Origin of the sequence: Thalassospira sp. HF15 (assembly GCF_011806525.1) — a bacterium.
Classification (GTDB): Bacteria; Pseudomonadota; Alphaproteobacteria; order Rhodospirillales; family Thalassospiraceae; genus Thalassospira.
This window is the reverse complement of sequence record NZ_JAAVKI010000003.1, coordinates 52,627-75,979: the sequence shown is the minus strand read 5'-3', so window position 1 is coordinate 75,979 and position 23,353 is coordinate 52,627. Positions and strand designations below refer to the sequence as shown.

Annotated in this window: 22 protein-coding genes; 12 read left to right on the top strand and 10 right to left on the bottom strand. The window is 55.1% G+C overall.

From position 1 onward, the window contains the following. Positions 1 to 278 precede the first annotated feature (278 nt). The 5 genes from HED22_RS06915 (at position 279) to HED22_RS06895 (ending at position 4,823) form a co-directional block, all read left to right on the top strand. A complete protein-coding gene (locus tag HED22_RS06915) occupies positions 279 to 1,211 on the top strand; it encodes a ribose-phosphate pyrophosphokinase (RefSeq protein ID WP_167720542.1) in 933 nt (310 codons plus the stop codon). A gap of 123 nt (positions 1,212 to 1,334) precedes the next feature. Continuing rightward, entirely contained in the window at positions 1,335 to 1,973 is a 639-nt protein-coding gene (locus tag HED22_RS06910) for a 50S ribosomal protein L25/general stress protein Ctc (RefSeq protein ID WP_167720539.1), read from the top strand. 15 nt (positions 1,974 to 1,988) lie between these two features. Next, positions 1,989 to 2,774 carry an aminoacyl-tRNA hydrolase gene (gene pth, locus HED22_RS06905; RefSeq protein WP_167720537.1) on the top strand — a complete coding sequence of 262 codons (786 nt, stop codon included), beginning with the start codon at positions 1,989 to 1,991 and terminating at the stop codon, positions 2,772 to 2,774. 64 nt (positions 2,775 to 2,838) lie between these two features. Next, entirely contained in the window at positions 2,839 to 3,942 is a 1,104-nt protein-coding gene (ychF, locus tag HED22_RS06900) for a redox-regulated ATPase YchF (RefSeq protein WP_167720535.1), read from the top strand. Between the two features lie 143 nt (positions 3,943 to 4,085). Then, complete coding sequence (locus HED22_RS06895; RefSeq protein ID WP_167720533.1) at positions 4,086 to 4,823, top strand: GMP synthase; 738 nt, start codon at positions 4,086 to 4,088, stop codon at positions 4,821 to 4,823. Between the two features lie 38 nt (positions 4,824 to 4,861). Here HED22_RS06895 and HED22_RS06890 read toward each other — a convergent pair whose 3' ends face one another. From HED22_RS06890 to HED22_RS06875, 4 genes are read right to left on the bottom strand one after another with little or no spacing between them, the layout of a single operon-like run. Further along, positions 4,862 to 5,374 (bottom strand): DUF2478 domain-containing protein, encoded by a 513-nt coding sequence (locus HED22_RS06890; protein ID WP_167720530.1) that lies wholly within the window; start codon positions 5,372 to 5,374, stop codon positions 4,862 to 4,864. 3 nt (positions 5,375 to 5,377) lie between these two features. Next, a complete protein-coding gene (locus HED22_RS06885; RefSeq protein WP_167720528.1) occupies positions 5,378 to 6,418 on the bottom strand; it encodes a zinc-dependent alcohol dehydrogenase family protein in 1,041 nt (346 codons plus the stop codon). 36 nt (positions 6,419 to 6,454) lie between these two features. Further along, the gene (locus tag HED22_RS06880) at positions 6,455 to 7,438 is read right to left on the bottom strand and encodes a rhomboid family intramembrane serine protease (protein WP_167720526.1); all 984 of its coding nucleotides are present in this window, start codon (positions 7,436 to 7,438) and stop codon (positions 6,455 to 6,457) included. A 54-nt stretch (positions 7,439 to 7,492) separates the two neighbouring features. After that, positions 7,493 to 8,416, bottom strand: a complete 924-nt coding sequence (locus HED22_RS06875; protein WP_167720524.1) for a LysR substrate-binding domain-containing protein — start codon at positions 8,414 to 8,416, stop codon at positions 7,493 to 7,495. Positions 8,417 to 8,581: 165 nt separating this feature from the next. Here HED22_RS06875 and HED22_RS06870 point away from each other — a divergent pair, with 165 nt between their 5' ends. Both HED22_RS06870 and HED22_RS06865 read left to right on the top strand, forming a co-directional pair. After that, a complete protein-coding gene (locus HED22_RS06870; RefSeq protein ID WP_167720522.1) occupies positions 8,582 to 9,109 on the top strand; it encodes a peroxiredoxin in 528 nt (175 codons plus the stop codon). A 178-nt stretch (positions 9,110 to 9,287) separates the two neighbouring features. Then, positions 9,288 to 9,824, top strand: a complete 537-nt coding sequence (locus HED22_RS06865; protein ID WP_167720520.1) for a carboxymuconolactone decarboxylase family protein — start codon at positions 9,288 to 9,290, stop codon at positions 9,822 to 9,824. 90 nt (positions 9,825 to 9,914) lie between these two features. Here HED22_RS06865 and HED22_RS06860 read toward each other — a convergent pair whose 3' ends face one another. Together HED22_RS06860 and HED22_RS06855 are read right to left on the bottom strand one after the other, a co-directional pair. Further along, positions 9,915 to 10,721, bottom strand: a complete 807-nt coding sequence (locus tag HED22_RS06860) for an alpha/beta fold hydrolase (RefSeq protein WP_167720518.1) — start codon at positions 10,719 to 10,721, stop codon at positions 9,915 to 9,917. Positions 10,722 to 10,889: 168 nt separating this feature from the next. Then, on the bottom strand, positions 10,890 to 12,092 hold the full coding sequence (locus HED22_RS06855) for an aspartate transaminase (protein ID WP_167720516.1): 1,203 nt from the start codon (positions 12,090 to 12,092) through the stop codon (positions 10,890 to 10,892). A gap of 317 nt (positions 12,093 to 12,409) precedes the next feature. Between HED22_RS06855 and uvrB the strand changes: the two genes are divergently transcribed. Next, positions 12,410 to 14,545, top strand: a complete 2,136-nt coding sequence (gene uvrB, locus HED22_RS06850; RefSeq protein ID WP_167720514.1) for an excinuclease ABC subunit UvrB — start codon at positions 12,410 to 12,412, stop codon at positions 14,543 to 14,545. Between the two features lie 120 nt (positions 14,546 to 14,665). Beyond that, positions 14,666 to 15,433, top strand: a complete 768-nt coding sequence (locus HED22_RS06845) for an ABC transporter substrate-binding protein (RefSeq protein ID WP_167720512.1) — start codon at positions 14,666 to 14,668, stop codon at positions 15,431 to 15,433. Positions 15,434 to 15,512: 79 nt separating this feature from the next. Here HED22_RS06845 and msrP read toward each other — a convergent pair whose 3' ends face one another. Beyond that, on the bottom strand, positions 15,513 to 16,481 hold the full coding sequence (gene msrP, locus HED22_RS06840) for a protein-methionine-sulfoxide reductase catalytic subunit MsrP (protein WP_167720509.1): 969 nt from the start codon (positions 16,479 to 16,481) through the stop codon (positions 15,513 to 15,515). A gap of 223 nt (positions 16,482 to 16,704) precedes the next feature. On the opposite strand from msrP, the gene HED22_RS06835 reads away from it, so the two are divergent. After that, positions 16,705 to 17,979 carry an amidase gene (locus tag HED22_RS06835; protein ID WP_167720507.1) on the top strand — a complete coding sequence of 425 codons (1,275 nt, stop codon included), beginning with the start codon at positions 16,705 to 16,707 and terminating at the stop codon, positions 17,977 to 17,979. Positions 17,980 to 18,030: 51 nt separating this feature from the next. On the opposite strand, the gene HED22_RS06830 is transcribed toward HED22_RS06835, so the two are convergent. Both HED22_RS06830 and HED22_RS06825 read right to left on the bottom strand, forming a co-directional pair. After that, positions 18,031 to 18,996, bottom strand: a complete 966-nt coding sequence (locus tag HED22_RS06830; RefSeq protein ID WP_175581154.1) for a PDR/VanB family oxidoreductase — start codon at positions 18,994 to 18,996, stop codon at positions 18,031 to 18,033. 133 nt (positions 18,997 to 19,129) lie between these two features. Then, entirely contained in the window at positions 19,130 to 19,852 is a 723-nt protein-coding gene (locus HED22_RS06825) for a GntR family transcriptional regulator (protein WP_167720505.1), read from the bottom strand. Between the two features lie 173 nt (positions 19,853 to 20,025). Between HED22_RS06825 and HED22_RS06820 the strand changes: the two genes are divergently transcribed. Beyond that, complete coding sequence (locus tag HED22_RS06820) at positions 20,026 to 21,039, top strand: aromatic ring-hydroxylating dioxygenase subunit alpha (protein ID WP_167720503.1); 1,014 nt, start codon at positions 20,026 to 20,028, stop codon at positions 21,037 to 21,039. 154 nt (positions 21,040 to 21,193) lie between these two features. Continuing rightward, a complete protein-coding gene (locus HED22_RS06815; protein WP_167720501.1) occupies positions 21,194 to 22,228 on the top strand; it encodes a TRAP transporter substrate-binding protein in 1,035 nt (344 codons plus the stop codon). Positions 22,229 to 22,378: 150 nt separating this feature from the next. Here the strand turns inward: HED22_RS06815 and HED22_RS06810 are convergent, their stop codons facing one another. Then, on the bottom strand, positions 22,379 to 22,849 hold the full coding sequence (locus HED22_RS06810; protein WP_062956389.1) for a Dps family protein: 471 nt from the start codon (positions 22,847 to 22,849) through the stop codon (positions 22,379 to 22,381). Positions 22,850 to 23,353 lie beyond the last annotated feature (504 nt).

The window sequence follows — 23,353 nt, the reverse complement described above, 5'->3', positions numbered from 1 at the left end:
AGGGCATGCATGACTGCCTTGTCGTTATTCGGCATTGGCCCCATTTACAGACTGTTAACGGCTGGTTATAAAGCCGCCGCGATCTGCCGATATGCAGAATCGCCGAGATTTGGTCTTTGAGTGTCGTGAATGTGTCGTTGGACCGGCGGGAATTTCCCAGTTTCCGGGCTGTTTGGCGACAGGGGCAAGCAGGGCTGATGACGGCTGGTCTGCAGGTGGTGGAGTCGCGCAGGATTTAATTATTCGCTTTCCCGGCACCCATTAACCGAGGCCCCGCTATGAAGATCCTCGCTGGTAACAGTAACCGCCCGTTGGCAGAGGCAATTGCTGACCATCTTAACCTGCCGCTTACCCGTGCAGATGTGAAGCGTTTCTCTGATGAGGAAATCTGGTGCGAAATTCAGGAAAACGTCCGCGGTGAGGACGTTTTTGTCATTCAGAGCACCTCTTATCCCGCAAACGACAACCTGATGGAACTGCTGGTGATGCTTGATGCGCTGCGCCGCGGTTCGGCACGTCGTATCACGGCTGTGATGCCGTATTTCGGCTATGCCCGTCAGGACCGTAAATCGGGCCCCCGTACCCCGATTTCGGCAAAGCTGGTTGCCAACCTGATCACGGTTGCCGGTGCAGACCGCGTTCTGACCATGGATCTCCATGCCGGTCAGATTCAGGGCTTCTTCGATATTCCGCTTGATAACCTGTTTGCATCGCCGGTTCTGACCAGCGACATCCGCAACAAGTTTGAAGGTCAGAAACTGGTTATCGTCAGCCCGGACGTTGGCGGCGTGGCACGAGCGCGTTCCGTTGCAAAACGTCTGGACGCCGAACTTGCCATCATCGACAAACGTCGTCCGCAGGCCGGTGTTTCCGAAGTCATGAACGTGATTGGTGACGTTAAGGACGCAGCTTGCATCCTGGTCGATGACATCGTCGATTCCGCTGGTACGCTGTGCAATGCAGCGGGTGCGCTGAAAGAACGTGGTGCATCCTCGGTTGCGGCGTATGTTTCGCACGGTGTTCTGTCCGGTCCAGCGGTTGAGCGTATCGCCAAATCACCGATGAGCGAAGTCGTTACCAGTGACTCGATCAAGGCATCCGATGCGGTGCGTGATTGCGGAAAAATCCGACAGCTTCCGATTGCACCGCTGATGGCAGAAGCCATCCGTCGCATTTCGGAAGAAAAATCTGTTTCCGTTCTTTTCGATTGAGGGTATAAGGCCCTCGCTGCGGTGGCACCCCTGGAGGCCACCGCACTTGTTTTCGCAGGCTTTCAGCGGTGAATCCCACCAACCTGCGGGGACAAATTACTTTTAGTTCAAGGAGATTTTCCGATGGCAAATTCTGTTATCACTGCGGAAATCCGTGAACGGGCCGGAAAGGGGGCCGCCCGTGCCGTGCGTCGTGCCGGTATGGTCCCTGGTGTTATCTATGGTGCAAAACAGGAACCTGTTCTGTTCCAGATTGACCCGCGTCCGCTTTGGAAACTTCTGCATGCGCCGGGCTTCTATTCCCACGTTCTGACCATTGAGGTCGGCAAAGAGAAATACGAAGTTCTGCCGCGCGACGTTCAGTTCGACAAGGTTTCTGACGAAATCATGCATGTCGATCTTCTGCGCTTCTCCAAAGGCCAGACCATCAACGTTGAAGTTCCGGTTCGCTTCGAAAACGAAGAGAAATCCCCGGGCCTCAAAAAAGGTGGCGTGCTTAACGTTGTTCGTCACGACGTTGAAGTTCTGTGTGCTCCGAACGCAATTCCTGAAGAGCTGGTCTTCGACCTTAGCGGTGTCGAAGTTGGTGACTCGATCCACATTTCGGCAATTAAACTGCCGAAAGGTGTTGAGCTTACCATCACCGACCGCGACTTCACGGTTGCGACCGTTGCTGCTCCGTCCGCTCTGAAATCGGAAGAAAACGAAGCTTCCGAGGAAGAAGGCGAAGAAGCAGAAGCAGCAGAATCGACCGAAGAATAAGATCGAGGTCTTACGATGTTTCTGGTGGTTGGATTGGGAAACCCGGGATCGGGATATGCCGCCAATCGTCACAACATTGGCTTCATGGCGGCGGACGAACTCGTCCGCCGCTATTCTTTTGGTCCCTGGCGCAAGAAGTTTCAGGGCCAAATCTCCGAAGGTGAATTGAACGGTGAAAAGGTTCTGGTTCTCAAACCTGAAACCTTCATGAACCTGTCGGGGCAAAGCGTTGGCGAAGTGCTGCGCTTTTACAAGATTCCGGTCGAAGACGTTATTGTCCTGCATGATGAGCTGGACCTGCCACCGGGCAAGCTGCGCGTCAAACGCGGCGGCGGCCATGGCGGTCATAACGGTCTGAAATCAATCGATGCCCATTGTGGCAAGGAATATCGCCGTATCCGTTTGGGGATCGGCCATCCAGGCGATAAGTCGCGCGTGCATGGTCATGTGCTTGGGGATTTCTCCAAGGCTGAACAGGATGGCTGGCTGATGACCCTTCTTGATGCGGTGGCAGGCGAATTTGCCCGACTGATCAAGGGCGATGATGGTGGCTTTATGAGCAAGGTTTCCGCCATCGTTTCACCGCCCAAGCCGAAGGCACCGAAAAAGGACAAGCCTGCGGCGGGCAAGGGTAAGGCGGAAAAGAATGCTGATGCCAGCGATCAAGATCAGACTGATCAGGGTATCGACAATCTTTCGGGGGCGGCAAAGGTACGTCTTGAACGTGCCGATACCCCGGTAAGTAATGCAGCCTCGGCAATGGCCGAGGCGCTTGCCAAGGCATTTGGCAAAAAGAAATAGGTTGGTTTGTGAAGCCACAAACCGATCCAGATAAACAGAAATTCAAGTTACGGAGCCCGGAAAGATGGGATTCAAATGCGGTATCGTCGGTATGCCCAATGTTGGTAAATCGACCCTTTTTAACGCCCTGACCCAGACGGCGGCTGCCGAGGCAGCGAACTTCCCGTTCTGTACGATTGAACCCAATACCGGTCGTGTTGGTGTGCCTGATGAGCGCCTCGACAAGATTGCCGAAATCGGCAAATCGGCCACCATCATCCCGACCCAGCTTGAGTTTGTTGATATTGCCGGTCTGGTCCGGGGGGCATCAAAGGGCGAAGGCCTTGGCAACCAGTTCCTTGCCAACATTCGTGAAACCGATGCGATCGTGCATGTTCTGCGCTGCTTTGAAGACGACGACATCACCCATGTCGATGGCTCGGTCGATCCGGTTCGCGATGCGGAAACGATTGAGACCGAATTGATGCTGGCCGATATGGAAAGCTTGGAAAAGCGTATTCCGGCCTTGCAGAAAAAGGCGCGTTCGAACGACAAGGACGCCAAGCTGACCATGGATATGATCGAGCGCAGCCTTGAAGCGCTTCGTGAAGGCAAGCCGGCCCGTGTTGTTGAGGTGGATGGTGAGGAAGAAGAAAAGGCATTCCGTATGCTGCAGCTTCTGACCAGCAAGCCGATCCTGTATGTCTGCAACGTTGATGAAGACAATGCGGCCGAGGGCAATGAACTTTCCGCCAAGGTTGCCGAAATGGCCGAGGCACAAGGTGCACGTTCGGTTGTGATTTCAGCCGCAATCGAAGCCGAAGTTGCCCTTCTGGAAAGTGCAGAAGACAAAGCCGAATTCCTTGAAGGCCTTGGCCTGTCTGAAACCGGTCTGGCGCGTATCATCCGCGAAGGCTACAAGCTTTTGGATCTTCTGACCTTCTTCACGGTGGGCCCGAAAGAAGCGCGCGCATGGACCGTGCATAAGGGCGCAACTGCGCCGAATGCCGCGGGTGTCATTCACACCGATTTCGAGCGCGGCTTTATCAAGGCCGAAACCATCGCCTATGACGATTTCATCGAATTCAACGGTGAATCGGGGGCGCGCGATGCCGGCAAGCTGCGTCAGGAAGGCAAGACCTACGTCGTCAAGGACGGCGATATCTTCCACTTCAAATTCAACGTCTAAATCAGCGTTTTTTATAATGATTTCAAAGACCGCCCTACGCTTTAGGGCGGTCTTTGGTTTTTGGGCCTATCGTTTTACCCATGCAGGGCTTGTCAAAACGGTGAAACGCGGTCTACCTTCGCTCTTGCAGCAAAGAGGATGGCATGAACGATCTGAGCCCAAAAAAACGCATCTTACTGGTTTTCAATTCCGCCACCGGACAACCGGGACGGTTGGGAACCGTAATGCGCCAGTACGGGTTCGAGTTTGACATCCGCCGGCCCGGTGAGGGGGATCCGCTTCCGACCGATCTTGGCAAATACCATCTGGTTGTCGTGTTTGGTGGCCCGATGAGTGCCAATGACGATCATCTTGATAATGTCCGTGCGATCATGAACTGGCTGCCGCATGTGGTGGACAGTGATGCGATGTATCTTGGCATTTGCCTTGGCGCACAGATGATGGCCCGCCACTTTGGCGCGGACGTTTTACCCCACCCCGACGGCATGACCGAGATCGGCTATTACCCGGTGCAGGCAACCGAGGCCGGACAACACTTGTTTCCCGAGGAAATGGTTGTTTATCACTGGCACAGCGAAGGGTTTGGACTTCCAGAAGGGGCAGAGCTGGTGGCGACGGGGCCGACATTCCCCCATCAGGCCTATCATATTGATGAGCGGATCTGGGGCATTCAGTTCCACCCGGAAGTCGATGATGAAGCACATGAACGCTGGCTTTCAAATGCCGCGGACAAGACCGACCGCCCGAACGCCCAGTGCCCCGATACCCAACGTGCTGGCCGCGAGAAATACGATGCGGCATTCGGGGCGTGGTTTGAACGCTTTGCGAAGCAGGTTCTCGTCAAGAATCAGGTTTCCTGTGACGTTGGGCAAAGCAGCTAGTTGCTGATGTCTGACCTTTGAGCCGTGACGTCAGGTCGTTAGACTGTGACGGTATCCGCGGCTGTTGCCGACAGCCAGTTTTCGATGGCTGTTGCGTCAAGGGTAAGTGCATCGGCATAGCCGCCATGGAATTCCTCCCACGCATCGCGATATTCATCACGCACCCCGACCAGAACCGGAATTTCCAGATCCAGCGCGCGTGAAATCACATCACGTAGCCCGCGTCCTTCGGCCTCGCTTCGGCCAAAGCGGGCGATGATCAGGATGTCGGATCCGGCTTCAACATCGCGTGCAAGCTGTTCGGCCAAGGTGGAAAGCGCGTCGCCATCAAGCTTGCAGCCCTTGGCCATTTTGCCACGATTTTTCGTGATTGGCATTTCATCGCCGCTGCGCAGATTGCGGACATGGACAAGGGTGCCGCAATCGGCATCCTTGCGGCGTTTTTGCACATAACCCGCGACCGACTTGCCGTTTGCCAACATGGCGTCGGCAATTCCGGCAAGCAGATCGTCAATCGGGTCTTTGGGCTGAAAGGCAATTCCCGCCAGCATCGATCAGAACCGATCAATCACGGTAACACCGGTCGAGGCGAAGCTATCCATGTTCATCAGCGCAGTCGCCCCCTCGGCCAATGTGACGTGATCAGCAATCAGCTTTTGCGGGGCGAGTTTGCCTGACTGGATCATGTCAAGCATCGCGTCATAGCGAAATGCCTGCATGCCGTGGCTGCCAAGGATTTCAAGTTCATGGGCGACGACGCGGTCCATCGGCACCTTGGCATGGGCATGGTCGCCGGTCATTAGCCCGATCTGAATATGTTTGCCGCGTTTGCGCAAGCACGCGACCGAGTTAAAGCAGGTTGCCGCACTTCCAAGTGCGTCGACCGACACATGTGCGCCACCCCGGGTGATGTCCTTGATCGCGGTCGGGATATCATCGACTTCCTGCGCATTCAGGACTGCGTTGGCACCGATTTCCTTGGCAAAGTCGAGCTTGGCGTTATCAATATCGACCGCCACCACATAGGCACCGGCCGCAGCGGCAATCATGATGGCCGAAAGCCCGACACCGCCGGCACCATGGACGGCGACGATTTGCCCGGCGGAAAGCTTGCCCTGATCAATCACACCGCGGAAGCTTGTGGCGAAACGACAGCCGAGGCTGGCGGCGGTGGCGAAATCCATTTCGTCAGGCAGGTGGACCAGATTGGTGTCGGCATAATCAATCGCGACATATTCGGCAAAGCTGCCCCAATCGGTAAAGCCCGGCTGGAACTGGTGATCGCAGACCTGATGATTGCCGCTATGGCATTCCGGGCAATGACCACAGCCCGACACAAACGGGACGGTGACGCGATCACCTTCTTTCCAGCGTTTGATATCCTTGCCGACCGCAACCACGGTGCCGGCAAACTCATGGCCCGGGACATGGGGTAGCTGCACATCGGAATCATGGCCCATCCAGCCATGCCAGTCGCTACGGCACAGACCGGTCGCCCCGACCTTGATGACCACACCGCCATTTTGCGGGGTCGGGTCGGGGACGTTCTGGACCTCTATCGGGCCCTGATATTCGGTGAAATAGGCAGCGCGCATAACGACTTCCTCCGGGGACGACTTTTTTACTTTGGCCTAAGTATCATCCTTGTTGCGGTCCGGATGCAAGCGGACAACTTTGGGCAAGCCGACTGACGGTTTGGATTTTGGCTTTGGCTTTGGTTTTGCCTCAGATGGGGATTTTGGCTGATAGCGGCCCCATGGTGATGTGTCGCGGTCTTCGCCGTCTTTGCCCCATGGCCCGCGTTGATCGCGGCGCATATTGGCGTGCCTGGCGGCACGCTCTGCCTCATAGGTCGCAGCCCAGGGCGGGATGTTTGATGTGGATCCGCGGGTTTTGCGACCCGGGCGATAGATGCCAAAGGCGGGTGCGGGTGATCCGTCATGCCACAGCGGTACATTGCGATGCTTGAATAGCGGGATCAGGGCAAGTCCGGCAAGGAAGCCGGCAATATGGGCAACCCATGCAATGCCACCACCGGCACCACTGCCGAAATTGATCACCTGACTGACAAACCAGAAACCCAGCACGACGACAGCCGGGACATAAAAGATAAACACCCAGAAGAACCAGACCAGCACGCGCGCCTTGGGATAAAGCAGGAAATAAGCCCCCAAGACGCCTGCAAGCGCACCGGAAGCGCCGATCATTGGAATTTCTGATTGGGTATCAAGCAGCCCGTGACCAAGGGCGGCGGCAACACCGCAAGCGAGATAGAAAACAAGAAAGCGGAAATGGCCCATGGAATCTTCGACATTGTTCCCGAAGATCCAGAGATAAAGCATATTGCCGCCAAGATGCATCCAGCCGCCATGCATGAACATGGCCGAAAAGATCGACAGGAACCCGAAACCGGCCGGGAAGGGCGAAAAGCCCGGTGGCAATTCCGCATGACCAAACAGCACGGCCGGGATGGCGCCATATTGCAGGTTCATCAGAACCGTTGCGCGCGGATCAAGGGTGACGGTGCCAAGAAACACCACGACATTGATGGCAATGATCGCGTAGGTGACCCATGGCGTGATGGTGGTCGGGTTGTTGTCCTTGATCGGCAGCATCGGCTATGTCTGTTGTGTGTGTCCTAAGTGTTACGTCGGGCAACGGGCTTTTGATCAGGCAACGACGGCCTCATCGCGCGGGGCCAGACGATCACGCAGATATGCCGCCAATTGGCGATATTCGCGTTTGCGGGCCGAACTGCGCCGCCAGACCATGCCAATGCGCCGAATCGGTACCGGATTTTCAAACGGAACGATTTTCAGCAAATCGGGCCGACGTGCTTCAACTTCAAGCGACATTTCAGGCAACAGTGTGGCACCGATGCCGGCCCCAACCATCTGAACCAGTGTGGACAGGCTGTTGGCCTGAAAATCAGCCGACTTGTTCCAGCCCGCCTTCTGGCAGACTTCCAGTGCCTGATCGCGCAGGCAGTGGCCATCTTCGAGCAGCAGGAGTTTTTCATCCTTGATGTCGCTGATTTCGAGATGCTTTTTGTGCGTCAGCGGATTGTTCGGCGCGCAGGCAAAGACAAAGCGGTCCTCGAACAGTTCGAACTCTTCGAGCCAGTTTTCATCAATCGGCAGCGCAATCAGGGCAAGATCAAGTTTGCCCGCCATCAGAAGCTCGACCAGCTTGGCGGTCTGATCTTCGCGCAACAGCGGCTGCAATTTCGGGAATCCCGATTTCAGCGATGCCATCACATCGGGCAACAGATATGGGCCAATGGTCGGAATGACGCCAATGTGGATCGGGCCCGATAGCGGGTCGGAAGCGGCCTGTGCCATGGTGGTCAGTTCATCGACTTCCTGCAGGATATTTCGCGCCCGCGAAACGACCTCTTCGCCGAGCGGAGTCATCAGGACCTGACGCTTGTTGCGTTCGACCAGTTGGGCGCCCAGAAGGTTCTCAAGCTCGCTGATTGCAGCCGACAAACTTGGCTGCGTAATGAAGCAAGCCTCTGCTGCGCGGCCAAAATGTCCGGTCTCGGACAGGGCTACAAGATATTTGAGCTGCTTGATGCTCGGTTGGGCAGCCATAAATTTTTCCTATCAAGAATCCAAGTTTTATCTATTTGTCTTAGGTAATGCATTTCTCTACAAATCGCTAGCAAGCAGTGCATTTTTTGCAACTGCACACAAAAATTTTTGCGGCCTGTCGGGGGCCGCTCATCGTTTTTACAAACTGGGTTAGGAGTAACCATAATGCTTACCGTTGGTGATACGCTTCCAGAATTTAATCTTACCGGCGTTTCGGGCAAAAGCCCGGACAGCTTCGCACCGGTTACCGACAAGTCCTATGAAGGCAAATGGAAGATCCTGTTCTTCTGGCCGAAAGACTTCACCTTTGTTTGCCCGACCGAAATCGTCGGTTACGGCGAACTGAATGGTGACTTCGAAGACCGTGACGCGGTTCTTCTGGGTTGCTCGACCGACACCGACTTCGTCCACGCTGCATGGCGTACCCACCACGAAGACCTTGGCGACAGCCCGTTCGTATGGCTGGCTGACGAGAAAAAAGAACTCTCGACCGCCCTTGGTGTTCTGGCCAAAGACGCCGGTGTTGCGCTGCGCGCGACCTTCATCATCGACCCGGACAACATCATCCGTCACGTACAGGTCAACGACCTGAACGTTGGTCGTAACCCGCAGGAAGCGCTTCGTATTCTCGACGCTCTGCAGACCGACGAACTTTGCCCGTGCAACTGGACCCAGGGTGACGAAACCCTCTAAGTCCCGTTCGGACATGATTTCGGGATCGGGCTTTGGCCCGGTCCCGCTTTTCAGCCTGTGAGTTTTACCGAGTTTTGAATTGCCTGCCCCATTCGGGCGTGGCACCGGCCAGGCTGATGACGCATTCGTTTTTAAATTACCCGTTTATCGTTTCAGACAGTTTCAGAGGATTTTTCCCATGACGTCGATCGTTGAAATCAAGGACTCCATGCCGGCCTATGCCAAGGACCTTAAGCTGAACCTTTCGAGCATGGCCAACAATCCGGGCATGACCGACCAGCAGGTTTATGGCACTGCCTTGGCGTGCGCCTTTGCGTCGCGCAATGCCAAGCTGACCAAGGCGATTGCCAACGAAGCCGCAGATAAACTGAGCCCGGAAGCCGTCGAGGCAGCCAAGGGTGCGGCGGCGATCATGGGCATGAACAACATCTATTACCGGTTCAACCATCTGGTTTCAGATGAAGAATACAGCTCGATGCCAGCGCGTCTGCGGATGAACATCATCGGCAAGCCGGGCATCGATAAAGCCGACTTCGAACTGTTTTCGATCGCTGTTTCGGCGATCAATGGTTGCGGTATGTGCATTGATTCCCATGACAAGGTTCTGAAAAACGCCGGTGTCAAAAAGGAAACCATCCAGAACGCCATCCGCATCGCATCTGTGATCCATGCGGTTGCCGTCGTGATTGACGCCGAAGACGCACTGGCTGACTAAGCCATAAACATTCGGGCATTAGCCCAGCAGAAAGCCCCGGTCGCCTGATGGCGCCGGGGCTTTTTTTGCATTGGTTCGCTGGTTACGCCGTTAAGCGGTTGCGGGTTCTGTAATGCCGAGATGTTGAAGCGTTGCTGCGATCACCTGATCAGGTTGATCAAAATGCGGGATGTGGCCGCATCCCCTGATCAGCATCTTGGTGACCGGGCCGCCCGTGTTGGCACAGATGGTATGGACCTGTTCGTCGCTGCCAAACTGGTCATCATCGCCCTGAATGACCAGAAGCGGGCAGGTGATGTTTGGCAGTTCATCGACCATGTTCCAGTCCAGAAACGCCGGTTGACGCCAGGTATCGACCCAGGCGCGGAAGACATCATCGGTCTGGGCAAAGTGATGGCGTTCGAGCTTGGTTTTCCAATCCGTATCGGCATAGATCTTGGCGGCCTCGTTAATGCCGGTAACTGTAACATCCTCGACAAATACATGGGCGGCTTCTGAAATCACCGCTGTCACATTGTTTGGAAAGCGGGCGGCATATTTAAGCGCGATGGTCGCCCCGTCGCTGTGGCCAAACAGGATCGGTTTGGTGAGGCCAAGTTCGGTGATCAGGCCGTGCAGATAGACATCACTTTCGGTGTTGTGGAAATCAAGTGCGCGCGGAATGTCGCCAACTGCGTGCGGATCGGATTTTCCATGACCGCGCCGTTCATAGACGATCACTGGGTGGCGGGTTGCAGTTGCCAGCCTGGCGGGAAAGTCACGCCACATGCGAATGGTGCCAAGCGCCTCGTGCAGCATCAGGATGGTGGGCGCATCGGCCTGAACGTCATCAGGAATAATCCGCTGACAGGACAGGCTGATGCCATTCACGGTGGCGTAGAAATTTTCAATCTTCATCGGGCTTGTGGCATTCATGGGGGCAAACTTTGTTGGGGCTTTGACTGGGTGTATATCGGTAATTCGGTGCGTAATTGTTTAATTGCAATCATGGACAAAAAAACAGGGCCCGGCAAGTGCCGGACCCTGTTTGATGGGTTTTAATCCCGAAGATCGGGTTGGCGGAGCTTATTTCAGGGCTGCGCACGCACGTTTGATACGCTTGCAAGCCTCGATCAGGGCATCGTCAGACGTCGCATAGGAAATGCGGAAATACGGTGCCAGACCGAATGCCGACCCCTGAACCGCAGCAACGCCTTCTGCCTCAAGCAGGTAGGTGACGAAGTCGGTATCGGTTTCGATTTTCTTGCCGTCCGGGGTGGTTTTGCCAATTGCGCCCGCACAGGACGGATAGACATAAAACGCACCTTCCGGGGTTTTGCACGACAGGCCTTCGCATTCGTTGATGGCCGCAACGACAAGGTCACGACGCTTTTTGAATACTTCAGCGCGTTCTGCAAGGAAGTCCTGCGGGCCGTTAAGCGCTTCGACCGAAGCTGCCTGGCTGATCGACGAGGTATGGGTGCTCGACTGCGACTGTACCTTGTTGATCGCCTTGATCAGCTCTTTGGGGCCAGCGGCATAACCCAGACGCCAGCCGGTCATGGCATAGGATTTCGAGACACCGTTACAGGTCAGCGTACGGTCTTTGAGCTTCGGCTCGACCTGGGCAATGGTGGTGAATTCGAAACCGTCATAGACGAGGTGCTCATACATGTCGTCAGACATGACATAGACGTTTTCATGCTTGAGCAGAACGTCGGCAATCGCGCGCAGTTCGTCGCGCGAATAGGCCGAACCGGTCGGGTTGGACGGCGAGTTAAGAACCAGCCATTTGGTTTTCGGCGTGATGGCAGCTTCAAGTTCGGCGGCCGTGATCTTGAAGTCGTTTTCTTCCTGGCATTCGACGATGACCGGGGTGCCTTCGGCCATCAGGGTCATGTCCGGATAGGAGACCCAGTACGGCGCCGGAATAACAACTTCGTCGCCCGGGTTGAGCGTTGCAAACAGGGCGTTGAACAGGGTCTGCTTGCCACCGCAACCGACGGTGATTTCGTCGATGGTGTATTCCAGATCGTTTTCACGCTTGAACTTTTCGACAATCGCCTTGCGAAGCTCCGGAGTGCCGGCGACCGGAGTGTATTTGGTCTTGCCAGCATCGAGCGCTGCTTTGGCAGCATCTTTGATATTGTCGGGGGTATCGAAATCCGGCTCACCTGCGCCAAGACCGATCACATCAACGCCAGCAGCCTTAAGCTCGGCAGCCTTGGTGGTGACAGCAATGGTGGGGGAGGGTTTGATACGGCTCAAACGGTCGGCAATGAACGCCATTGGTCTGTTTCCCTGGAATTTATGAGAAGTGAAAAGAATCGTGTTCTTTCGGTTCGGACCCTACGCCTGCCTTAATTCCAATTCAAGGCTGTTTAGGGCCTTCTGCGGGTTCTTTGGGATGATTTTATCCAATTTCGCAGCCTTTAAGAAGTCCGAGCGGAAAGAACTGATGTGCAAACGCATCAGGTCACCGGATGTTCCCCCGATTTCATCCTGACGTCTGCTGACATTTCCTGACAGGAACTGTCAGGGGTGGGGGTTGCGGTTGGGCATATCTGACCTATAACTAGGAGCAGTATAAAACAGGGGTCTGCCCGATGAATGCGCTGCCGGAATTTTTGACCAAACGTCGCCCGCCCGTGGACGGTTCGCGGGAATTCAAACTGGTGACCGAGTACGAGCCAGCCGGCGATCAGCCACAGGCGATTGCCGAGTTGATGTCTGGCATCGATGACGGCGAGCGCGATCAGGTTCTTCTTGGTGTCACCGGGTCGGGTAAGACCTTTACCATGGCCAATATCATCGCCAAGACCCAGCGCCCGGCATTGGTTCTGGCGCCGAACAAGACATTGGCGGCCCAGCTTTATGCGGAAATGAAGCATTTCTTCCCGGACAATGCGGTGGAATATTTCGTTTCCTATTACGACTATTACCAGCCCGAAGCCTATATCCCGCGTTCTGACACCTATATCGAAAAAGACAGTTCGATCAACGAGCAGATCGACCGGATGCGCCATGCCGCGACGCGTGCAATCCTTGAGCGTAATGACTGTATCATCGTGGCGTCTGTTTCGTGCATTTACGGTATCGGGGCGGTGGAAACCTACCTTGAGATGACCCAGCGTATTTCGGTCGGTGATGAAGTTGATCGCAACGACATCATGAAGCGTCTGGTGGAATTGCAATATACCCGCAATGACGCGGCGTTTTCGCGCGGCACCTTCCGGGTGCGGGGCGACGTTTTGGAAATCTTCCCGGCCCACGCCGAAGATCGCGCCTGGCGCGTTTCGATGTTTGGTGACGAGATCGAGGAACTGGCGGAATTTGATCCGCTGACCGGGCATAAGTTCGCCACCATGGACTCGGTCACGGTTTATGCAAATTCGCACCATGTCACGCCGCGCCCGACGCTGGTGCAGGCGATGACCGGTATCAAGCAGGAGCTTAAAGACCGTCTGGCGCAGTTCCAGGCAGAGGGCAAATTGCTGGCGGCTGAACGGATCGAGCAGCGCACGACCTTTGATCTGGAAATGATGGAAACGGTTGGTCACTGCAAGGGTATTGAAAACTATTCCCGCTGGCTGTCGGGCCGTGCCCCGGGGGAGCCGCCGCCGACCCTGTTTGAATACCTTCCGGAAAATGCATTGCTGTTTGTTGATGAAAGCCACGTTGCCGTGCCGCAAATCGGTGGCATGTTCCGAGGGGACTATAATCGCAAATTCACCCTGGCCGAGCATGGCTTCCGGCTGCCCAGTTGTGTCGATAACCGGCCGCTGAAATTCGAGGAATGGGAAGCAATGCGCCCGCAAAGCGTGTTTGTTTCGGCAACTCCGGGTAATTGGGAAATGGAACGCACCGGTGGTGTGTTTGCCGAGCAGGTCATTCGTCCCACAGGGCTGATCGACCCGGTCTGTATCGTGCGCCCGGTTGAAACCCAGGTTGATGATTTGCTGGGTGAGGCCAAGGAATGTGCTGCCAAGGGGCAGCGTGTTCTGGTGACGACCCTGACCAAGCGCATGGCCGAGGATTTGACCGAATACCTGCACGAGCACGGTATTCGGGTGCGATACCTGCATTCCGACATCGATACGCTGGAACGCATCGAGATCATCCGTGATTTGCGGCTTGGTGTGTTTGATGTTCTGGTCGGGATCAACCTTCTGCGTGAGGGGCTTGATATCCCGGAATGTGCGCTGGTGGCGATTTTGGATGCGGATAAGGAAGGTTTCCTGCGGTCGAAAACATCGCTTGTACAGACGATTGGCCGTGCGGCGCGTAACGTTGACGGGCGGGTGTTGCTGTATGCGGACAAGATGACCGACAGCCTGCAATATGCGATTGACGAGACCAATCGTCGGCGTGAAAAGCAGATGGCCTATAACGAGGAACATGGCATCACGCCCGAAACCGTGCGGTCGCGGATCAATGATGTTCTCGAAAGTGTGGCCGAGCAGGATTACGTCACCGTCGATACCGGGGTTTCGGGCGACACCATGGTCGGTCATAACCTACGCGCCCATATTGAGGATCTGGAAAAACGCATGCGTGATGCGGCCGGGAACCTTGAGTTCGAGGAAGCGGCGCGTTTGCGTGACGAGATCAAGCGTCTTGAAGATCAGGAGCTTGGCCTTGCCGAGGCCGGACCGATGGCACGCGACATTGGCACTGTTGGGCCTGGATCAAAATCGGCCAATAAACCAAAATACAAGGGCCGCCGTCGCAAGGGGGCATAAAGGTCTCTAAAAATACAAACCAAGGTTGTATTCGTGGTTGAGAATATTCATCGCGATCACATATACATATAACGAACTCACCGCTTACTGCAGATGTGATCGCCATGGAGAAAACTTATAATGCGGCGTCTGAAAGCCTGGTGTTTGGTCATCACGGCATTCCTGCTTGGAGAGGGATGGTTTGGAAATGACGTTGCCGCCCGCACGTTGGTCGTCGCCATAAATGATGCTCCGCCCTATCGCATTGTCTCGGACACACCCGACGGTCAATCATATGAAGGCATTTATGTAGATGTCGTCCGCGAGGCCGCTCGCCGTGCGGGCCTGGACCTTGTGTTTGAGGTCGTTCCGTTCAAGCGTGCCCTTTTCCTGATGGAAAGCGGGGATGCAGACCTGATGCTTGGGCCCAATCGCACGGATGAACGTTTGAAATACATGTACTATTTCGGCGCGGCGCTGCCGAGCGAGCCGAAGGTGATTTATACTGCTCCCATGGATGCCAATGTGATCGAGATCGAAGATCTTGAGCACAAGTTGATCGGGGTTCTGCGTGGAGCCAATTATGGCTGGCAACTCGAAGAGGCGCGCGATATTCGCTTTGTCGAGGCGGTCGATTACGAGACGTTGTTTCGAATGCTTGATCTTGGTCGCATTGATGCACTGATTGCGCCGGAACTTCTTGCCATTCAACATATTCAGAAATTCGGGCCTTTCCGGATCAAAAAGTCTGATCTGGTGTTGCAGGGGCAACCTTCATTCATTGCGATATCGCGCAAGTCTGACTTCTTCCTTGATCGCAGTTTTACCGCGCTTGAACAGCATTTGGTGGAGATGCGTCAGGATGGAACGTTCGACGATATCTATGGCCGTTACGCCCATACTGATTAGGAATGCCGAGTGACCTTCATGCAAAGAAGCCGGTGCTTGGTAACACCGGCTTTTGCTGTTTTGATACAGAGGTCACGGATCACATGAACAGGCGTTCGTTTTCCATGCCTTTGTAGATATCGGCAACGTATTCGCCATAACCGTTATAAATCCGGGTCGGAACACTTTCACCGTTATTGAGCAGGCGTTCACGCGCCTGGCTCCAGCGCGGGTGGGGGACTTCGGGGTTTACGTTTGCCCAGAAACCATATTCATCGGCGTTGATGTCTTCCCAGAAGCTTTTGGGGCGCTTGTCGGTGAAGGTAAAGCGAACGATGGATTTGATGTTCTTGAAGCCGTATTTCCACGGCGTGACCAGACGCAGCGGTGCACCATTCTGTTTGGGCAATTCTTCGCCGTAAATGCCTGTGGCGATCATGGTCAGCTCGTTGGTGGCCTCTGCCATCGACAGGCCTTCGATATAGGGCCACGGATACCAGAACTGACGCAGGCCCGGCATGGTGTCCTTTTGGCTGGCAGTTTCCATTTCAACATATTTCGCACCCGACAGGGGCTTGGCGAAATCAACCAGCGCCTTCATCGGGAAACCCGACCATGGCACGGTCATCGCCCATGCCTCGACACAGCGGAAGCGATAGACGCGCTCTTCAAGCGGCATCTTGCGCACAAGGTCTTCAAAATCGATTTCAATCGGCTTTTCAACCAGCCCGTCGATCACAACGGTCCATGGGCGAATGCGCATGGCCTGAGCGGCTTCGGAGATCGATTTGTGTGAACCGAACTCATAGAAGTTGTTATAGGTCAGCGCCTTGGCCTTTTCGGTCATTTCGCGTTCGACCGTATAGGCCGGGTTGCGATCCACCGGATAAAGATCGGCGGTTGATCCTGATCCCTGTGCCAATGCACTGCCAAGCGGAAGACTGGATGCTGTCGCGCCAATCGAGCCAGCCGCGATCCCCTTGAGGAACTGGCGGCGGTTCTTATAGATCGATTCTGGTGTGGCGTCTTTTTCGGGGATTTCCCACCCCTTCTTGCGGCGTATCAGCATGGTGTCCTCCGTTGATCCTGATCCTAATGTCCGTGCAAAAACCGATTTGGGCAAGTCACGGCTCGGTGATCGGGTGGTGAAACTGTGATCTTGTACGGGGAAATTTGCCGATCTGATCCTTGATCGTGCACAAGCAGCATCTTATGACAGTGAAACACCAATTGGCGGGATGGATCGGATACGGGGCCGTCGCCGCCAGAAAACAACAAAATCGGGGTGCCAGATGGGTGCAATGATCGACAAGGCAAAAGCGGCAATCGACAAGGTCAATCAGCTTGGTGATCTGAAAGACAAGATCTTTACCGAGCTTGACGAAGACCGGATTTTAAAAACCGCCAGTGAAGCCGAAGACTATTGCGCGCAAAACCCCGGTGCGCCGCTTGCCGGGATGCTGGTGTCGGTCAAGGATTTGTATGACGAGACCGGAATTGCCACCACGGCGGCATCCAAGCTTTTGAAGGGGCGCGCGCCTGCGGAAACCGATAGCGAATGCGTTGCTCGGATCAAGGCGGCGGGGGCCATTCCGTTTGGCCGGACCACCATGAGCGAGTTTGCCTATTCCGGTGTCGGGCTTAATCCGCATTACGGCACGCCGGGCAATATCTTTGACACGGAAGGTATTCCGGGCGGGTCGACATCGGGCGGTGGATTGACTGTTGGACATGGCATTGTTGATATCGCCCTTGGCACGGATACGGGCGGATCGATCCGCATTCCATCGGCAATCAACGGGCTTTATGGCATCAAGCCCAGCCGCCTTGCGGTGCCGGGGCAGGGTGTTCATCCGCTGGCGAAAAGCTTTGATACGCCGGGGCCGTTGGCAGGTGATCTTGAAACGGCCATCTGCGCGTTTGAGGTCCTGACGGACATCACCGTTGCACCGCTGGAAAATCCATCAAAGACGCTTCGCATCGGTGTGCCGGTCAATGCGTTTGTTGATGGGCTTGATGATCGGGTGAAGTCCGGTTTTGCGATGATCTGTGCCCGTCTTAAAGATGCGGGGCATGAGTTGGTCGAGATTGATCTTGGCTTCATTGCGAAGAATGCGATCCTCAACAAAATGCTGGTGTCTTTTGAAGCGCACCAGATCTATGCCAAGGATTTGGCAAAGCTTGAAACTGTTGGCGATCCGCGCGTGCTGTCGCGGATCAAGTTTGCCGATACGCTATCAAGTGATGAAGTGATTGATGCCTATGCCAAGCGAACCGATCTTGTGTCGTTGTTCGGGGCGGCGATGGCGGATGTTGACGTAATGATCGCGCCAACATTGCCGCAGATGGCGCCAAAGATTGCCGAGGTCGAAGCCGATTTTGACAACCTCAATGCCCTGATGTTGCGCAATACCAGCTATCTGAACCTGGTGGATGCCTGTGCGTTGTCGATGCCGGTGCCGGTCGCGGGGGAGGCCGCCCCGGCAGCACTGATGATCGGGGCGCCGCATGGCCATGATCAGGCGATCTTGGCAGCGGCACGGTTGATTGATCCGCTGTTTGCCTGATCCGAGAATTTGTGTGCGCAAAACGGCCCGGGAATTCCGGGCCGTTTTTGTTTAGAGATCAAGTGTCAGGCGACCGCCGCTTTGCATGCGGGAGACACAGATGCACATCTGGTCGTTCTGGGCTTTCTGGCTGTCGCTGAGATAGGCGTCGCGGTGGGACAGGTCGCCGTCATGCGCAACGACGACAGACGTGCAGATTCCGCAATTGCCCTTTTTACAGTCGTAAAGCGGATCGACGCCTTCGTCGATCAGGACATCGAGAACCGACTTGCCGACAGGTACTTCGAAGGTTTGGCCGCTTTGGGCCAGATGGACCTCGAAACTGGTGTCGTCAAGTTGGGCGGCGGGGGTGGTGAAGCGTTCATAATGCACGTTCTCCGACGCCCAGCGATTGCGGCGGGCCGTATCAAGCACGGCATCAATCAGGCCACCCGGACCGCAGACATAAACATGTTTGCCAGCTTCTGGCGTGCCAAGGATGCTTGGCAAAGGCATGCTGCGTGATGCTTCGCCGCCATCGAAATAAAGCGTGCAGCGGCCGTTGGCGGCATCAAGCACCTCTGTCATCAGGGCCATGTCGGCATGGTTGCGGCTGGCATAATGCAGGACAAAATCCGTTCCGGCCTTCTGCAACGCGGTCGCCATGGCAAGGATCGGTGTGATGCCAATACCGCCTGCGATCAGGATGGTTTTGGCCGCCGCATCGGCCAGCGGGAAGTCGTTTTGCGGTAGGTCGATTTCAATGACATCACCGGTTTTGACCTTTTGATGCATGTAAAGCGATCCACCTTCGCCGTCCTCTTCGCGGAGCACAGCGATGCGGTACAGGTCGGGTTCACCGGGATTGATGATGGAATAGGACCGTTTGACGGGCTGGCCGGACGTATCGGTGACGGTGAGTTTGATATGGGCGCCCGGTTCAGCGGGCGGCAGGCTTGTGCCGTTAGCGGCAACAAGATCAAAACCGCGTATGCGGTCGGTCAGGTCATGGACCTGTTGAACAGTAACTTCAGGCATGGCGATTTTCCTTCCCAGGCCCCCGTATTAGCTCCGGGTGTGTTTGTCTGTGGGCTTGACTGGATCCAGATTAGATCAATTGGATCCAATTTTGTCAAACCTGATGGGACAGGAAAATGAGAGGCGGGGTGCGTTATGCGTCGTCTTCGCGTTCGATGATGGTAAAGTTTTCCGGCATATCCTGTGTTGGACCAAGGATTTGCGTATAGCGGAGTGCTGCGTTGGCATGTTCACGCATCAGTGCTTCGGCGCGGGCGCCCTGACCGTTGTCGATGGCATCAAAAATAATGTGATGCTGCATATGGCTGAAATTGAATCGGCGGAATTCGCCGGTCATGTCATCGCGATTAAAGGCGATGGAGGATACCGATGCAAAGGGCAGGTGGTTGTTGCGTGACAGGGCGTCCTCGATCGCGATGTTACGGCTCGATTCGATGATGGTGTCGTGAAAGCGCATGTTGAAATCATGATACGCTTCCATGTCCTCATCGGTCAGGTATCCCTTGGAAAACAGGGCGTCTCCGAGGGAAAGGCAGTCAATCAGATGATTGCGCGCCTGCGGTGAAATGCCGCGTTCACTGGCAATGCGGGCGGCAAGGCCTTCAAGGACGCCGCGTACTTCGATGGCGTCGGCAATTTCGGTCGGGGTGATGGCGCGCACGGTATAGCCGCGACGGTCGCCCTTGCGTAGCAGGCCTTCCTGTTCAAGCGTTCGAAAAGCAATCCGGACCGGTGTGCGCGATACGCCAAGCCGTTCAGCAATCGGAATTTCGGCAACCCTTTCGCCGGGCGGAAGTTCCCCGTTGGCGATCATTTTTCGCAAGGTAATCAGGACGCGTTGGCCGTGTTTGCTCATGCCGGTTTCCGTTTTGGTGATTGTCGGGCGATCATAGTTCAGTTCGAATTATTAAAAAAGCATCTTGCCAAATTGGATCCAATTTGATTACGGTTAGAAACATAACAAAAAGCTGGGTGGATCGAATTCCACCTCGACGTAAGCGTTTTGGCATGACGCCAAGGGAGAGAACAATGTTCCTGCGTAACTTCTGGTACGTCGCAGGCTGGGATGGCGAAATTGGTCGCACCCCTGTCGCGCGCACGATCTGCAATGAAAATGTCGTTTTGTATCGCCGTGCCGACCGGTCACTGGTCGCACTTGAGGACAGCTGCCCGCACCGTCTTCTGCCGCTAAGCCAGGGCTATGTAGAAGGCGATCGGTTGGTTTGCGGCTATCACGGCCTTGAATTTGATGGTGAAGGGGCATGTGTTCACATGCCAAACCAGCAAAGTATTCACCCGGAAGCCTGTGTTCGGGCTTATCCGGTGGTCGAGAAGGACCGTTTTGTCTGGGTCTGGATCGGCGATAAGGAAAAGGCCGACGAGGCACTGGTGCCTGATATCCCGCACGCGTCAGAGGAAGGCTGGGTCTTTGATGGCGGCACCTATGACGTGAAATGCGGTTACGAGCTTCTGGTCGATAACCTGATGGATCTGAGCCACGAAACCTATGTGCATCCGTCCAGCATCGGTCAGCTTGAGATCACTGAAAGCCTGCCCCAGACGCGGTCCGATGATGAAAGCGTTACCGTCGAACGCTGGATGGAAAATATCGTACCGCCGCCGTTTTGGGCAAATAACCTGAAATCGAAGGAAGTCTGTGACCGCTGGCAAATTTGTACCTTTACCCTGCCGTCCAATGTCATGATTGATGTCGGGGTTGCGCTTGCCGGTACCGGTGCGCAGCAAGGTGACCGATCCAAAGGTGTCACTGGCATTGTCGTGAACTGCATGACGCCGGAAACAGAAACCACGTGCCGCTATTATTGGGGCATGGTGCGCAACTTTGACATCGATGATAACGGTCTGACCCAAAACATCAAAGATGCGCAGGCCAAGGTGTTTTACGAGGATCTTGAAGTGGTCGAGGGCCAGCAGGCCAATATGCTGCGTCATCCGGAGCGGAAGCTTTTGAACTTCAATATTGATGCGGGCGGTGTGCGTGCACGGCGTCTGATTGACCGCGCACTGGCCGCGAATACATAAGCCGGTAAATAAATGCAGGCTTCCGGAGCGTTTCATGCGCTGCCGGAGCCGGCGTCGAGAGAGATCAGCGCAAGATACCAGTTCATCGCAGGAAAACCGTGCCAAGCGGGCGAGGGTATCGGGCGCATTTCAGGGAAAACGTCTGAGGTTGAAAATGTTAAAACGCCTGTTTGTATCGGCAGCAGTCGCTGCTGGCTGTTTGGCAAGTGCGCTTTCCGCGCAGGCCGAACCCGAATTCACCTTTGTGCTGGAACATGTGCTGGGACCCAAGGCAACGGCACAGGCCAAGTTCCTTGAGCCGTGGGCCAAGCGGATCGAGGAGCAATCTGACGGTCGTATCAAGATCGAGATCTATCCGGCAATGGCGCTGGGCGGCAAGCCGACCGAACTTTACAGCCATATCCGCGATGGTGCGGTTGATCTGGGCTGGAGCGCACTTGGGTACACACCAGGTGTCTATCCACGCAGCGAGGTGTTTGAGCTGCCGTTTGTTCATACCGGCAGTGCGGCCATTACCAACATGGCCATTCAGGATATCTATGAAGAGCACCTGTCGCAGGACTTCGATGATATCAAGCCGCTGCTGATCCATGTTCATACCGGACAGGCGATCTTTACCACCGAGAAGAAAATCGAAAGCCTTGCGGATGTCGAGGGCATGAAGCTCCGTGCACCTTCGCGTACGGGCGCATGGATGCTTGAAAGCTGGGGTGCGCAACCTGTCAGCATGCCGGTTCCGGATCTGCCACAGGCCTTGTCACTTGGTGTCGTGGATGGTGCATTGATCCCGCATGAGGTTGCCATTCCGTTCAAGATCCCGGACATGACCAAATACGCCATCGAAGGTGATCAGGGAGTTCGGTTTGGCACGCTGGTCTTCATGTTTGCGATGAACAAGGATCGCTACGAGGCGCTGCCGGATGATCTGAAGAAGGTTATCGATGATAATTCCGGCTCGAATATCGCCCAAGACATCGGCGAGGCATGGGATGCGATTGAACCGCGCGGTGAAGAGATCTTTGCCAAGTCGGGTGAATTGGTCACGCTGTCTGCTGAGGAAACTGCGAAGTTCGCCGACAAGGCTGATGAAGTGATTGATCGCTGGATTGCCGAAATGAATGACAAAGGCGTCGACGGTGCTGCCATCGTTGCTGCGGCGCGTGCGGCGATTGCCAAACATAGCAAGTGATCATTGCTTTCAGCCCGGTGACCGGGTTGCTCCTTTCCCGGTTACAGGCATCGTGCGTCGCAGGGGTGTGGTGTCCTTGTGACGCACATATATAAAAACGGCCCGGAGAAATCCGGGCCGTTTTGCGTTGGGGACGCGAGAAAGAAGTGCTTAGCCTTCAAGAAGGGAGCGCAGCATCCAGGCGGTTTTTTCGTGGACCTGAATACGCGCAGTCAGAAGGTCGGCGGTGGCGTCATCGTCCGAGCTATCGCAAATGGGATAGAGCGAACGCGCGGTCTTGATCACGGTTTCATGGCCCTCGACCAGCTGGGCGATCATGTCCTTGGCAGCGGGAACGCCTTTTTCTTCCTTGATCGCCGTCAGTTCGCCGTAAGCCGAGAAGCTGGCCGGGGCGTAGGCGCCCAGAGAACGGATACGTTCTGCGATCTCGTCAATCGCGGTCGCCAGCTCGGTGTACTGTTCTTCAAACATCGTGTGCAGGGTCTGGAACATCGGACCCGTTACATTCCAGTGGAAGTTATGGGTCTTGAGATACAGGGCATAGCTGTCTGCCAGAACGCGGCCAAGCCCGTCGGCGATTGCGGTGCGGTTGGATTCATTGATGCCGATATCGATCTGCATGATTTATCTCCTTTCGCCGCTTTCAGTCCAAGCGGGTTTTGTTTTCCTTTGCGTTAACAGGAAGATGACAGATGCAGCCAAATTACACCAATAGAATGTTCAATATTTTTCGATAGGGTAATTCTATGACGAAAAGTAGGGTTATTTCGAATCTGCTGCTTTGATTGCTGGTTCCAGAAATGGTGCAAACCTGCGCGAAGGCAGTGAAATGGCTTCGGCCCCGGTGATCAATAAATTAAGTGGTTCCAGCATTGTGATTGGTGACACCTTCATCCAATCCAATGAAATCAATGGGTTGCTTTTGTGGTGCCTTTATTGGAACACAATTCGCCCTGAAATGGCCTAATGTGACCTGTTTTCCCGCCTTGATTTATCGGCATATTCCTAACTGTCAGTCGAGGACGTGGTCAGCAGTCTTTGTCCCCCCTCACGATACTGGCCCGAATGGTTTCAGGTTGTTCCCCCACCTGAAATACCCCGGCTGACTTGGTCTCCCCAAGACCA

Bases quoted from the DNA above. Each gene is read 5' to 3' on its own strand.
- HED22_RS06915 (WP_167720542.1), top strand. From the start codon at position 279: ATGAAGATCCTCGCTGGTAACAGTAACCGCCCGTTGGCAGAGGCAATT.
- HED22_RS06910 (WP_167720539.1), top strand. From the start codon at position 1,335: ATGGCAAATTCTGTTATCACTGCGGAAATCCGTGAACGGGCCGGAAAG.
- pth (WP_167720537.1), top strand. From the start codon at position 1,989: ATGTTTCTGGTGGTTGGATTGGGAAACCCGGGATCGGGATATGCCGCC.
- ychF (WP_167720535.1), top strand. From the start codon at position 2,839: ATGGGATTCAAATGCGGTATCGTCGGTATGCCCAATGTTGGTAAATCG.
- HED22_RS06895 (WP_167720533.1), top strand. From the start codon at position 4,086: ATGAACGATCTGAGCCCAAAAAAACGCATCTTACTGGTTTTCAATTCC.
- HED22_RS06890 (WP_167720530.1), bottom strand. From the start codon at position 5,374: ATGCTGGCGGGAATTGCCTTTCAGCCCAAAGACCCGATTGACGATCTG.
- HED22_RS06885 (WP_167720528.1), bottom strand. From the start codon at position 6,418: ATGCGCGCTGCCTATTTCACCGAATATCAGGGCCCGATAGAGGTCCAG.
- HED22_RS06880 (WP_167720526.1), bottom strand. From the start codon at position 7,438: ATGCTGCCGATCAAGGACAACAACCCGACCACCATCACGCCATGGGTC.
- HED22_RS06875 (WP_167720524.1), bottom strand. From the start codon at position 8,416: ATGGCTGCCCAACCGAGCATCAAGCAGCTCAAATATCTTGTAGCCCTG.
- HED22_RS06870 (WP_167720522.1), top strand. From the start codon at position 8,582: ATGCTTACCGTTGGTGATACGCTTCCAGAATTTAATCTTACCGGCGTT.
- HED22_RS06865 (WP_167720520.1), top strand. From the start codon at position 9,288: ATGACGTCGATCGTTGAAATCAAGGACTCCATGCCGGCCTATGCCAAG.
- HED22_RS06860 (WP_167720518.1), bottom strand. From the start codon at position 10,721: ATGAAGATTGAAAATTTCTACGCCACCGTGAATGGCATCAGCCTGTCC.
- HED22_RS06855 (WP_167720516.1), bottom strand. From the start codon at position 12,092: ATGGCGTTCATTGCCGACCGTTTGAGCCGTATCAAACCCTCCCCCACC.
- uvrB (WP_167720514.1), top strand. From the start codon at position 12,410: ATGAATGCGCTGCCGGAATTTTTGACCAAACGTCGCCCGCCCGTGGAC.
- HED22_RS06845 (WP_167720512.1), top strand. From the start codon at position 14,666: ATGCGGCGTCTGAAAGCCTGGTGTTTGGTCATCACGGCATTCCTGCTT.
- msrP (WP_167720509.1), bottom strand. From the start codon at position 16,481: ATGCTGATACGCCGCAAGAAGGGGTGGGAAATCCCCGAAAAAGACGCC.
- HED22_RS06835 (WP_167720507.1), top strand. From the start codon at position 16,705: ATGGGTGCAATGATCGACAAGGCAAAAGCGGCAATCGACAAGGTCAAT.
- HED22_RS06830 (WP_175581154.1), bottom strand. From the start codon at position 18,996: ATGCCTGAAGTTACTGTTCAACAGGTCCATGACCTGACCGACCGCATA.
- HED22_RS06825 (WP_167720505.1), bottom strand. From the start codon at position 19,852: ATGAGCAAACACGGCCAACGCGTCCTGATTACCTTGCGAAAAATGATC.
- HED22_RS06820 (WP_167720503.1), top strand. From the start codon at position 20,026: ATGTTCCTGCGTAACTTCTGGTACGTCGCAGGCTGGGATGGCGAAATT.
- HED22_RS06815 (WP_167720501.1), top strand. From the start codon at position 21,194: ATGTTAAAACGCCTGTTTGTATCGGCAGCAGTCGCTGCTGGCTGTTTG.
- HED22_RS06810 (WP_062956389.1), bottom strand. From the start codon at position 22,849: ATGCAGATCGATATCGGCATCAATGAATCCAACCGCACCGCAATCGCC.